The 12,824-nt window shown below is 31.5% G+C and carries 12 protein-coding genes; 5 read left to right on the top strand and 7 right to left on the bottom strand.

All coding sequences use genetic code 11. The annotated features are described in order from the left end of the window. Positions 1-17 precede the first annotated feature (17 nt). The 5 genes from QWC74_RS06400 to mnmG all read right to left on the bottom strand — a co-directional run bounded on the left by QWC74_RS06400 (position 18) and on the right by mnmG (position 5,617). Entirely contained in the window at positions 18-896 is an 879-nt protein-coding gene (locus QWC74_RS06400) for a ParB/RepB/Spo0J family partition protein (protein WP_006785412.1), read from the bottom strand. Continuing rightward, positions 886-1,653, bottom strand: a complete 768-nt coding sequence (locus QWC74_RS06405; RefSeq protein WP_006785413.1) for a ParA family protein — start codon at positions 1,651-1,653, stop codon at positions 886-888. The genes QWC74_RS06400 and QWC74_RS06405 overlap by 11 nt, the downstream gene beginning before the upstream one ends. 380 nt (positions 1,654-2,033) lie before the next feature. Then, entirely contained in the window at positions 2,034-2,855 is an 822-nt protein-coding gene (gene noc, locus QWC74_RS06410) for a nucleoid occlusion protein (RefSeq protein ID WP_009607226.1), read from the bottom strand. Positions 2,856-2,968: 113 nt separating this feature from the next. Continuing rightward, entirely contained in the window at positions 2,969-3,682 is a 714-nt protein-coding gene (gene rsmG / locus QWC74_RS06415) for a 16S rRNA (guanine(527)-N(7))-methyltransferase RsmG (protein ID WP_006784016.1), read from the bottom strand. Positions 3,683-3,742: 60 nt separating this feature from the next. Next, positions 3,743-5,617, bottom strand: coding sequence for a tRNA uridine-5-carboxymethylaminomethyl(34) synthesis enzyme MnmG (gene mnmG / locus QWC74_RS06420; protein ID WP_317327219.1), 1,875 nt, complete (start codon positions 5,615-5,617; stop codon positions 3,743-3,745). Positions 5,618-5,939: 322 nt separating this feature from the next. On the opposite strand from mnmG, the gene QWC74_RS06425 reads away from it, so the two are divergent. Continuing rightward, positions 5,940-6,839, top strand: coding sequence for an ABC transporter ATP-binding protein (locus tag QWC74_RS06425; RefSeq protein WP_006784014.1), 900 nt, complete (start codon positions 5,940-5,942; stop codon positions 6,837-6,839). Then, a complete protein-coding gene (locus QWC74_RS06430; protein WP_006784013.1) occupies positions 6,829-8,085 on the top strand; it encodes an ABC transporter permease in 1,257 nt (418 codons plus the stop codon). Before QWC74_RS06425 ends, QWC74_RS06430 begins: the two co-directional genes overlap by 11 nt. Positions 8,086-8,369: 284 nt before the next feature. Here the strand turns inward: QWC74_RS06430 and dnaN are convergent, their stop codons facing one another. Together dnaN and dnaA are read right to left on the bottom strand one after the other, a co-directional pair. Further along, positions 8,370-9,506, bottom strand: coding sequence for a DNA polymerase III subunit beta (gene dnaN / locus QWC74_RS06435; protein ID WP_006784012.1), 1,137 nt, complete (start codon positions 9,504-9,506; stop codon positions 8,370-8,372). Between the two features lie 177 nt (positions 9,507-9,683). Next, on the bottom strand, positions 9,684-11,030 hold the full coding sequence (gene dnaA, locus QWC74_RS06440; protein ID WP_006784011.1) for a chromosomal replication initiator protein DnaA: 1,347 nt from the start codon (positions 11,028-11,030) through the stop codon (positions 9,684-9,686). A gap of 418 nt (positions 11,031-11,448) precedes the next feature. Here dnaA and rpmH point away from each other — a divergent pair, with 418 nt between their 5' ends. From rpmH to jag, 3 genes are all read left to right on the top strand, one after another. Continuing rightward, a complete protein-coding gene (gene rpmH, locus QWC74_RS06445) occupies positions 11,449-11,583 on the top strand; it encodes a 50S ribosomal protein L34 (RefSeq protein ID WP_006784010.1) in 135 nt (44 codons plus the stop codon). Between the two features lie 55 nt (positions 11,584-11,638). Next, a complete protein-coding gene (gene rnpA / locus QWC74_RS06450; RefSeq protein WP_006784009.1) occupies positions 11,639-11,980 on the top strand; it encodes a ribonuclease P protein component in 342 nt (113 codons plus the stop codon). Positions 11,981-12,099: 119 nt separating this feature from the next. Then, positions 12,100-12,711 carry an RNA-binding cell elongation regulator Jag/EloR gene (gene jag / locus QWC74_RS06455; protein WP_006784008.1) on the top strand — a complete coding sequence of 204 codons (612 nt, stop codon included), beginning with the start codon at positions 12,100-12,102 and terminating at the stop codon, positions 12,709-12,711. Positions 12,712-12,824: the final 113 nt, after the last annotated feature.

Below are 12,824 nucleotides of genomic sequence, written 5' to 3' on the forward strand. Positions count from 1 at the left end.
TCTATCGTTCCTTACTATTATAATTCTATACCCATTATCTCGAGTAAATGATTTAAGTTATCAAGATCATTATAGTTAATAATAATCTGACCCTTACCTTGTTTTTCTTTAATTTTAACTTTCGTTCCGAAATAAGACTCTAGATTCGTTTTAACATAATCTAGATGTGGATTTAATACTTTCGTTACTTTCTTTTCTATTTCCGGTTGATTAATTGACGCGTCTTTAATTAAATCTTCTAATTCACGAACTGAAATTTGTTTTTCTTTAATAACATTCGCAAATTTAATGATTAAATCTTCATCTTTTAATCCAGCTAAAACTTTTCCATGTCCTACTGAAATTATATTATTTTCAATATCATCTTGAACAACACGTGGTAATTGTAATAAGCGCATCGTATTTGCAATATAAGCACGACTTTTTCCAATACGTTCAGCTAATCTTTCTTGTGTTAAATCTAACTTTTGCATCAACATTTTATAAGCTTCCGCTTCTTCAATTGCCGTTAAATCTTCACGTTGTAAGTTTTCAATTAAAGCATATTCCATCATTAAATGATCGTTAAATTCACGAACAATAGCTGGAATCGTTTGAAGATTTGCTTTTTGTGCAGCCCTAAAACGACGTTCCCCTGCAATAATGATGTAACCTTTAATGTCTTTTTTAACAATAATCGGCTGAAATACTCCATGCTCTTTAATCGAAAGAGCTAATTCATTAATCTTAGTCTCATCAAAATATTTACGTGGTTGATAAGGATTTGGACGAAGTGTTTTCACATCTAACTGCTGAACAACTTCTCCTTCTTTTACTTGCTCAAAAGATTCAATACTTTCAATATCATGTTCTTGAAATAAGGCACCTAAACCTCTTCCTAATCTATTAGTCGACATTGTTCTTAACCACCTCTTTAGCTAAATCAACATAAAATTGAGCAGCAGACGATTTTTCATCATAGGCAATAATTGATTTTCCAAACGATGGTGCTTCACTTAAACGAACCAAACGTGGAATAATCGTATTAAAAACTTTTTCTTTAAAATATAGTTTTACTTCGTTAATAACATCAAGTCCTAAACGAGTACGACGGTCAAGCATCGTTAATAAAACACCTTCGATTGATAAATTTCGATTTAAACGTCTTTGAACAATACGAATTGTATTTAATAACTGCGTTAATCCCTCTAATGCATAATATTCACATTGAACTGGAATTAATGTCGAATCTGCGGCAGATAACGCATTAATAGTTAGTAATCCAAGTGAAGGTGGACAATCAATGATAATGTAATCAAAATAATCTTTTACCTGCTCTAATTTCGGCAATAATTTAAACTCACGTTCTTTTTCCATTACAATCATCGCTTCAAATCCCGCTAATTCCTGTGAAGATGGAATTAAAAATAAATTTTCTTCATTTGTTTTTAAAATTACCTGATTTGTTGGTATCTCATCAACTAATAAATCAAACACAGTTAACTCAGCATCACCTTTATAAACCCCAATTCCTGTAGAAGCGTTAGCTTGGGGATCCATATCGACAAGTAAAACTTTATGTCCCAAGTGAGCCAACGATGCTGATAAGTTAATACTAGATGTCGTCTTACCAACTCCACCTTTTTGGTTCGTTATAGCGATAATTTTCCCCATATTAACCCTCCTAAAGTCATACTTGTTAATATTTTACCATGAAATGATATTATATTAAAAATAAATTTTAGCAGATAATTGTGTATTTTGTGATTTTTATAATACATAAAATCTTATCTTGTAGATATATAGGATTATTATAAACAATACCTAATTTTTTATCAAAAAATGGCGTCTAATTTGTCCACCTGTGAATAACTCTACATTCAAAATAAATCTACAAATAACTTGCCCAAAATCATTAACTTTACAATAAAAGATATTTAGTATTAACTTTTCAAAATTTATAGCCCATTTTTACTATTAAACTCAAACTTACAACTTTTTCCCCTAATTATTAATAGAAAAAAAACAGGATGAATAATCCTGTTTTTTTTCTATTAATGTTTATTTTTAGGAAGGGAAATTTTAATCACATAAGAATCCTCTAATTCTTCTGTTTCATGAGCAACTTTCATTCCTGTTTTTTCAACCATCATAATTGCTTGTTTAAACGTATTCATTGCAATACGATAATCTCTTGGAACACGAGAAATTGTTTTTGGCTTCGTCGGCTTTTGAACTGGATTTAATGTCTCATCAATTAAACGTTCTGTTTCTGATACATTTAAATCCTTTTCAATCACTTTATTTAATAACTCTAACTGTAACTCTTCCTCTTTTACCACTAATAATGCACGTGCGTGACGTTCCGTAATTTTACGTTCTAAAACAGCCTGTTGCACCGTTTCAGATAAATTTAATAAACGAATTTTATTAGCAACCGTCGATTGAGATTTTCCCATCTGTTTTGCTAAAGTCGCCTGCGTAATACCATGTAAATCAATTAACTGTTTGTAAGCTAAAGCTTCCTCGATTGCCGTTAAATCTTCACGTTGAATATTTTCAACAATCGCAATTGATGCTGATTTTTTATCATCATAATCACGAATAATAGCAGGAACTTTATCTAATCCAATTAATTTTGATGCACGATAACGTCGTTCTCCGGCGATAATTTCATATCCATCTTTTAATTTTCTTACCACGATCGGTTGAATAACCCCGTGTTCCCTAATTGATTCTGATAATTCCAAAATCTTTTCGTCATTAAAAATATTTCGTGGTTGATATTTATTCGGAACAATTTTTGCAATAGGTAATTGAGTTACTTCATCTTTTACTTGATTGTGCGAGTCATCTTTCGAAAAAAAGCTAAACACCCTATGTCCCCCTTATAGTAAAATAAAAAAAGAATTAATGTTTAAATTATAACGTATTTTTCTTCTTTTTTCTATCATTTATAAAGTCTTGTCCTGACAACTGACAGTTAATGCTATTTTATTGGCTTATTTTTAATCTGCCCGTATGCTCTTGGATACTTGTTTGGTGTCTTTTTGTATTTTTTTGTATAAATATTAGTTCGAGTTCCCGCTTCTTCGGGTAACTCAATATGTTTGACTTCAATGATTTCCACACCAAATGTTTCTAATGCTTTTTTAGATTCTTTTAATTCTTCATCACCTGTTTGACCTTTTAGAGCAATAAAGAATCCACCCTCTTTAACTAAAGGCACACATAACTCAGATAAAACATTTAATCTTGCAACCGCACGTGCTGTTACAATATCAAACGATTCACGATGTTTATCTGCATATTCTTCAGCACGTGAATGATAAGCCTTGATATTTTGAAGCTTTGTTTCCGCAATAACATGATTTAAAAAGTTCACACGTTTTCCTAGGGAATCGACTAAATCCATCTTTAAATGTGGATAAACGATTTTCACCGGTAAAGCTGGGAATCCTGCTCCAGATCCAACATCACATAAAGATTCACACTTGTGGATATCTTTAAACATTAAAAATGCAAGTAACGAATCATAGAAATGTTTTAAATAAACTTCATTAACTTCAGTTATTCCAGTTAAATTCATTTTTTCATTCCATTCAACTAATAATTCAAAATAACGATGTAATTGCCATTTTTGCTCTTCCGTTAACTCAATTCCAAATTCTTTTAATGCCTCATAAAATTGTTGTGGTGTCATTATTTCATCTCCTTACTCGACAAAGAGTTAAGAAAGCGTCCTTCCTTAACTCTTTTTTTATTAATTAATTTTTTTAAATTTCCCTGACTCTAAATAAACCATTAAGATTGAAATATCCGCCGGATTAACTCCCGAAATACGAGTTGCTTGTCCAATTGTTAATGGACGAATATCTTTTAGTTTTTGTTTTGCTTCGATCGCTAAGTTTGGAACATCATCATAATCAATGTAGTCTGGAATTTTCTTTTCTTCAACTTTATGAAGTTTTTCAACTTGTTGTAAAGCCTTATTAATATATCCTTCGTATTTAACTTGAATTTCAACCTGCTCAATGACTTCTTCAGAAATTGATTCATTTTTTTCTTCAATTAAACTGTGGATATGTTGATAAGTAATCTCTGGACGTTTTAAAAGTTCAAGAGCTGTAATCCCATCTTTTAAAGGAGATGAAGGAATACTTTCTAAATATTCATTCGTATTTCCTTTTGGAGTAATTTTAATTTGAGATAAGCGTTCTTTTTCAGCTTCAATTTGAGCTTTTTTATCTAAAAAGGCTGCATATTTTTCTTCATTAATTAAACCAACTTGATGTCCATATTCGCGTAAACGTAAATCTGCATTATCATGGCGTAATAATAAGCGATATTCTGCACGAGATGTTAATAAACGATAAGGTTCCAACGTTCCTTTCGTCACTAAATCATCAATTAATACCCCAATATAAGCTTCACTACGTTTTAAAATTAATGGATCTTTCCCTTGTACTCGAAGTGCCGCATTAATTCCGGCCATAATTCCTTGCCCTGCTGCTTCTTCATATCCACTTGTTCCGTTAATTTGACCTGCACTATATAAATTTTTAACTAATTTAGTTTCAAGTGACGGCCATAATTGAACAGGTTTAATTGCATCATACTCAATGGCATAAGCATAACGCACAATACGACAATTTTCTAACCCTGCAATCGTACGAATCATTTTCTCTTGTACGTCTCTTGGTAAACTACTCGAGAACCCTTGAACATAAATTTCATCGATGTGCTTACTTTCAGGTTCTAAGAAGATTTGGTGACGTGGTTTATCGTTAAAACGAACCACTTTATCTTCAATTGATGGACAGTAACGAGGTCCAACCCCTTCAACAACTCCTGAATACATTGAAGAACGTGTTAAGTTATCCATAATAATTTGGTGTGTATCACCACTTGTATAAGTTAAATAACATGGCACTTGATCCTCAAGTGGTAAATGTTCTTTTGTATCAAAACTAAACGCACGAACAACATCATCGCCAGGTTGAATTTCTGTTTTAGAAAAATCAACACTATCTGTTGCAACACGAGGCGGTGTTCCAGTTTTTAATCGGAATAGCTCAAATCCTAAATCTTTTAGACTTTGAGATAATCCTAACGAAGTTTTAGCACCATCAGGTCCACTTAATGTAATCTCATCACTGATCATGACTTTAGAATGCATGTAAGTACCTGTTGTTAAAATAACCGTTTTACCAAAAATTTGTTCCCCAGATTCTAAAGTAATTCCTTTAACAGTTCCATCTTCAACAATTAAGTTATCCACAATTGCTTCTTTAACATCTAAATTTTCTTGTGAAAGAACTGTTTTTTGCATTTCTTTTGGATAATCAACTTTATCCGCTTGAGCACGAAGTGCTCGAACAGCAGGTCCTTTACCTGTGTTTAACATACGCATTTGAATATGCGTCTTATCTGTATTAGCACCCATTTCTCCACCAAGGGCATCGATTTCACGAACAACAATCCCTTTCGCTGGACCCCCAATAGCTGGATTACATGGCATATGACCAATACGATTAATATCTCCCGTTACCATTAAAGTTTGGCAACCCATACGTGCCGGGGCAAGTGCCGCCTCAATTCCGGCATGACCTCCACCAACAACGATTACATCATATATCATATAAGCTCACTCCTTACAGTAAACATTAAACTTCACACTATTCAAAAAGACTATTCTTATTTTACATCTAAAACTCGACAATAAACAATAAAAATAACATTAGTATCACAAATAGTAAACAAATTTCTTTCGTTTTAGACAAAATTCTTTAACATCCTTCAATATTTTATGAGAAATTAAATTTGTGGATAAAAAGCAATTATGAATTATTATCATCCAAATATTGTTATTTGATACCAAATATATCATAATATTGATATCTATGACTTAATCATAAGGCGCATACTTCATGAATTTACATGAAAAGGAGAGAAAAACGGTGCTAGTTTTAAAAAATGTAAATAAAGAGTTTCATGATATAAAAGCCGTATCAGACTTAAACCTGCATCTAAAAAAAGGTGAAATCTATGGATTACTCGGGGCAAATGGAGCAGGTAAAACCACAACATTTAGAATGATTTTAGGACTTTATGATCAAACCTCTGGTGAAATCACTTGGAATGGCCACAAAATCAATGAATCAACAAACGATATCATTGGGTACTTACCTGAAGAAAGAGCATTGCTACAAAAACTAACCGTTAAAAATCAAGTTTCTTATCTTGCTTTACTAAAAGGTATGAAAGAACAAGAAATTGATAAAGAACTTGATTATTGGCTCGAAAAATTTGGAATCATGGAATATAAAAACAAAAAAATTAAAGAACTTTCAAAAGGAAACCAACAAAAAATTCAATTTATTACCGCCGTTATTCATAAGCCAGAACTTATTATCCTAGATGAACCTTTTACAGGACTTGACCCAATCAATCTTGAAATGATGAAAACAGAAATAATGAACTTCAAAGAACAAGGTAAAGTGATTATATTCTCCTCTCATCGTATGGAACACATTGAAACATTATGTGATCGACTTACTATTTTGAGAAAAGGTCAAACTGTTTTACAAGGTAATCTAAAAGAAATAAAAAAATCATATAATGCTAGAACCATTCTGATTCAAGGAAATTTAACTCTTGATTATTTAAAAGCTATTCCACATGTTAATGAAGTCACACGTGTTCAAGATGATTGGTGTTTAAAAATCGATAATAAAGAGTATGTTTCAACAATTTTTAATGCTTTAAAACCTGAGCATCATATTGAAAAGTTTCTCGTGTGTGAACCTTCACTACATGAAATTTTCATAGAAAAGGTGGGACAAGCATATGAAGAGTAAATTTTGGAACTACGTCTTATATAACTATCTTCGTAAAATTAAAAGTAAAGCCTTTATTGGATTTAACATCTTCTTAATCATCATCGGCTTTTTAGTGAGTCAACTTGGTAATATCATGAGTTTCTTTAATGATACTTTTGATTATTCTCAGACAATTTATGTTGTGGACGAAACGAATCAACTTTATTCACAATTTGAAAAAGATTTTAATAGTATTCTCTCAGATGTCTTACTTGAACAAAGTACAGATTCAACAGATGAACTTAACCAACTCGTCGAAAATAACGACATATCGGCTTACTTCATTATCGATTATGATGAAACGAACCTATTATCTGCCACATATGTTGCCAATGATTTCTCCAACAATTCATTCTATACCATTGGTGAACAAATTTTATCAGGGTATAACTCAAAAATTGCAATGGAAACTGCCGGTTTAACAGAAGCTCAAACCGAACTTATCCAAAGACCATTTTCTATGAATTTAATTGCACTTGATGAGAAAGCTCAATCAGCAGAAGAATCATTAGGGAGCATGGGAATTGCCTATATCTCAATCATCTTAATTTTCTTATTCTCATACATGTACTCAGTGTATGCAGGTCAAGAAATCATGGAAGAAAAAACATCACGTGTTATGGAAATTATCATTACTTCAATTTCTCCAATCAAACAGCTTTACGGAAAAATTGTGTATAACAGCTTCTATGCTTTAACACAACTCGCTATCTTTATGGTGCTATTTACAATCTCCATTCAATCGATGATGAAAAACCTCCCAGAAGATGTTATGAATACCGTCTCAATGGTGATATCACCTGATAAAGCTCGAATTATTATTTACCTAATTATCTTTGCAATTGTCGCTTACCTCGTTTATCTCGTTAGTGTCTTAATCTTAAGCTCAATCATTAGTTCCGTAGAAGAATATCAAATTGCTATTTCACCAATTATGGTCATTGGACTTGTTTCTTTCTACATTGGAATTTTTGGAATGACTTCACCCGAAGCGCCATTTATCAAAGTCATGTCTATGATTCCATTTGTTTCTCCTTACATTATGCCACTTCGAATCGCGACCATGACTGTTTCAACGCCAATGATTTGGTTATCAATTGGACTCAATCTACTAGTTATCATCATTATTCTAACCTTCGGATCACGAGTTTATAAAAATGGTGTTTTAAACTACTCGGGAGATTCAGTCATCAAAAAATTCATGCAATCAGTTAAAAAATCTTAATAAAAAAACGGTGGGAAACTTTATTTCCTACCGTTTTTTTTATTCTCTTATCTAACTCTTTTAATTTATCCACATTATCCACAGGCAAAATAGTATCTTTTTTTCGACTATATTTAATATTTTCTTCTAATTTTGTGATAATACCAATGTAAAATCATACTTTTTTCTATCTAAAAAAATCGGAAAATATCGTTTTCAAATCTGTGAACAACTCTAAAAGTTATCCACAACTTGTGGACAAACAAAAAAAGATTAGTGACAAAATGTCACTAATCTTTTAAATACTATTCCATACGTACTGGGACAATTAATTGAATTGTTGTCTCATCGTATTTATCTCTTAAAACAAATGGACGCATATCTCCATTGAAACTCATGATAACATCTGAATTATTAATTGCTTTTAATGCATCGATAATAAATAGTGCACTACATGCAATACGTAATTCTCCACCCGAAATCATTTCTACTTGAACTTCTTCTTCAACTTTTCCGACTTCAGGAGATTGAGCTGTAATTAATAACTTACTTTCTTCAGGTAAAATATTTAATTTAACGACATTAGATACTTGATCACGAGCAATTAAAGCAGCACGATCAAATGCATTTAATAATTCATGATAATTTGCTTTAATTTCAATTCCGAATGTTGTAGGAACAAATTCTTTTGTTTCTGGATAAATTCCATCTAATAAACGTGATTGGAATGAAATATTTCCAATTTGGAATAAAATTTGATTATTTGCTAAATAGATATCTACCGAGTTATGTGAATCATCTAAAATTTTTGATAACTCGATTAAACTACGTCCTGGAATAACGATATTAAATGAATCATGTAATTTATTTAATGGAACTGTCTTTTTAGATAAACGGAAACTATCTGTGGCAACACACATTAACTCATCTGCATCATAGCGGAAGTTAACCCCTGTTAACACAGGACGATTTTCACTATTTGCTGTTGAAAATACCGTTTGACGAATAATTGTTTTTAGTAATTGTTTTTCCATGTGAATAGGATCATCATTTTTAATTAACTCAATGTTTGGATATTGAGTAACATCAAATCCATTTAATGTGTATTCACTTCGTCCACATTTAATTGTGACATAGTTTCCTTCAAATGTACTAATTTCAATTGTATCTCCATTTAATTTTTTAATAATTTCAATAAAATATTTTCCTGGGATAATAATTGAACCTACAGCATCAATTTGGATTACTTGTGTATCATTTACTTCTAACGGTAAAAATGTATTAATCGTAATATCTGAATCACTTGTTGTTAAATAAAGACCTTCATCTGATACAACAAATTTAATACCCGTCAACACTGGTAAAGGTGTTTTAGTCGGGATTGCTTTGCTAATGTATGAAAGTTGGGTTAATAACAATTGACGATCAACTTTAATTTTCAAATTAATCACTCCTATATAATTATATATTATATCTTTTTATAACCATTTTAGTAATAATGTTTGTGAATATAGGGGATAATGTCTAAAAACATCCTCCTGTAGGTGTTTTTAGTTGTGGATAACTTGTGGACAGTTCATACTTTAATGTCGAATCTTATCCATAAGCCTGTTTATAAATTAAGATAGAGCCTGTTTTAAATCATTAATAGCTTTCTTTAATTCAGCACTCTCTTTTAACTCTTTTTCAATCTTCTCACAACCATGCATGATTGTCGTATGATCGCGTCCACTAAAAGCTTCCCCGATTTTTGGGAATGAACTTCCTGTTAGTTCCCTTGTTAAGAACATGGCCACTTGCCTTGCATAAGCAATATTTTTCTTACGTTTTTTCGATAAAATATCAGCAACTGATACATCGTAGTATGCGCCAACTTCTTTTATAATGTTATTCACATCAATTTTTGAATTTTTTTGTTCTGCTTTAAATAAATCTCTTAACGCTTCGTTCGCTAATTCAATAGTGAAATCTGAATTATTAATTGTAGCATAGAAAATTAAACGTTTCAATGCACCCTCAAGCGTACGAACATTGCTATTAAACTTACTTGCAATAAACTCTAAAACTTCTTCTGGGAACTCATCAAGATTAATGTTTTCCCCAGCTAATTTTTTCTTCATAATTTCAATTCTTGTTTGCGTATCAGGGATTTGAATATCTGCTTGTAATCCCCATTCAAATCGAGAAGTTAAACGATCCATAATATCCTTTAAATCAGATGCTGGACGATCCGATGTGATAACAATTTGCTTATTATTATTGTATAGCTCATTAAACGTGTTGAAGAACTCAGTTTGAGTTTGTTCTTTTTTAGATAAGAATTGAATATCGTCAATTAATAAAACATCAATATTTCGATATTTTTCTTTAAATGCTTCAAAATTATTATCTAATGTTGCGTGACGATAATCATCAATAAATTTTTCTGAGGTACAGTATAAAATTCTTGATGATGGATTATCATCTAAAATAAAATTCCCGATGGCTTGCATTAAATGTGTCTTTCCAAGTCCTACCCCACCAAAAATATACAGTGGATTGGCAACCTCTCCAGGACGTTCCGCTACCTGAAGAGCAATCATATACGCTAAACGATTGCTTTTCCCCGCAACAAAGCGATCAAATGTATAAGTTGTATTTAAATTCCCTCTATAATATTTTGGAAGATTTGGATCCGGTTTTGTTAAATCAAATGCTTGCTGATCATTTTTTACATAGTCATTTGTAATAAATTTAACATCATAATTAAATCCGGATACTTCGGCAATCATTTCCACAAGTTCTTTTAAATAAAATTTATCTAGCATAAATTGTTCATGGTTATTTTGAACAATCACATACATTTTATTATTCTTTACTTTATATACTTTTTTGGGAGTGCTAAAAAACATATCAAATGATTGTTGAGAAATATTAGATTTCAGTCGGTTGATAGCATCATCCCATATTCGTTGATATTTTTCCACCACATACACCTCATCCGAAAGTCTCTTCTATCAACATTATAGCATAACCAAAACTTAAAAAAGTCCACAATGTGTAAAAAATCAACAAAAAGTTATAAACAACCTTGTGGATATGTGTTTTTCTTCAACAATCTGCAACACTTTTCGACAATGTGCAGTGGATAACCACAAGCTAAAAAGCCTGTAACACCAATGTTTTCGTCATTTATCCCCAATATCCACAGAGTAAGGTATAAACAACGTGTCGAATTGTGAATAATATTGTGGAATACTTTTTAATTCTATCGTCTAAGTAAAATCTATTCACATGTCCACAGTAGACGACACGATATCCAAAAAGTAATCATTGACTTTACAGTTTAGATTGACTATAATATTGAATTATGCTATGGTATAAAACTCTTAGGAGGTGTTATAGATGAAACGTACTTGGCAACCAAACAAACGTAAACGTGCAAAAACTCATGGTTTCCGCGCTCGTATGGCAACACCAGGAGGACGCAATGTTTTAGCTCGTCGTCGTAAAAAAGGTAGAAAAGTGTTATGCGCATAAGACCACTCTTTATAGTGGTCTTTTTACTAGCTAAAAAAATATAGCGGGTGAGATGATGCAAAAAAATTATCGAATCAAAAAAAGTAGTGAAATTGAACAAGTCATGAAAAATGGACGTTCAAAAGCTAATCCTTATTTCATTGTGTATAAATATAAAAAAACAGACAATGAAAACTTCAGAATTGCAATCTCAGTTGGAAAAAAAATCGGAAATGCGGTAGAACGAAATAAAGTTAAACGATATATCCGAAACGTCACAACTGAACACAAACAAACAATAGATTCTAACTATGATTACTTTGTAATCGCCCGTAAAGGCGTAAAAGAATTAGATTACGTATCATTTAAAGAAAAATTAGAGCAACTTTATAAAAAAATGGATATCATTCCAAAATAATATAGATTAAAATTGTATTAGGATATGACGACCATCTGTGAAATAGATTCCACTAGTCATTGCATAAATTAACCGTTGGTCGCAAAACTTACTCATACTTAAAAGAAAGAGTGATTTGGATGAAACCGAAAATATTCGAAGGAAAAGTTATGAACGATATCCTCATAGCTGCAAAGAATCATTTTCATCAAGACCAACAACAATTGATTATTAATGTGCTAGAGGAGAAAAAAGGAATCTTTGGACTAGGTGCTTATATAAAAGCAGAAGTCTCTTTAAATCTTGATCCAATTGAAGAAGGAAAAAAATATCTTCTCCAATTATTAAATGATTTCAATTTAACAGGAACAGTCGAGATAATACCTAGCAAACAATCTATAACTTTTAATGTAAATAGTGATAATAATGGACTTATTATCGGCCGTGAAGGAAAAACACTTCAAAGCATTCAAGTTTTAACAAGCCAAGTTGTAAATCAATATACCAATAAACATTTAAAAGTCCTTGTGGATATCGGCTCTTATAAGGAAAATCAAATTAAAAAATTAGAAGCTCTTGCTAAGAAAACCGCAAAAGAAGTGCTTCACTCAAAGATTGATGCGAAACTTGACCCAATGAATGCTTATGATCGACGTATTATCCATAATACATTATCAGATTGGAAAAACATTCAGACAGTTTCAAATGGAGTCGAGCCTAATCGATATCTTACAATCAAATATAAAGCCTAATAGACCTCTTAGTGAGGTCTATTTTTAACTTATTGACCTTTTATGCTACAATTAAACTAAATTGAATAAAAGCCAGAAAAATCGAACATGATAAACTAACTGCTATGGAGGTG

Origin of the sequence: uncultured Turicibacter sp., from assembly GCF_938044715.1 — a bacterium.
GTDB lineage: Bacteria > Bacillota_I > Bacilli_A > MOL361 > Turicibacteraceae > Turicibacter > Turicibacter sanguinis.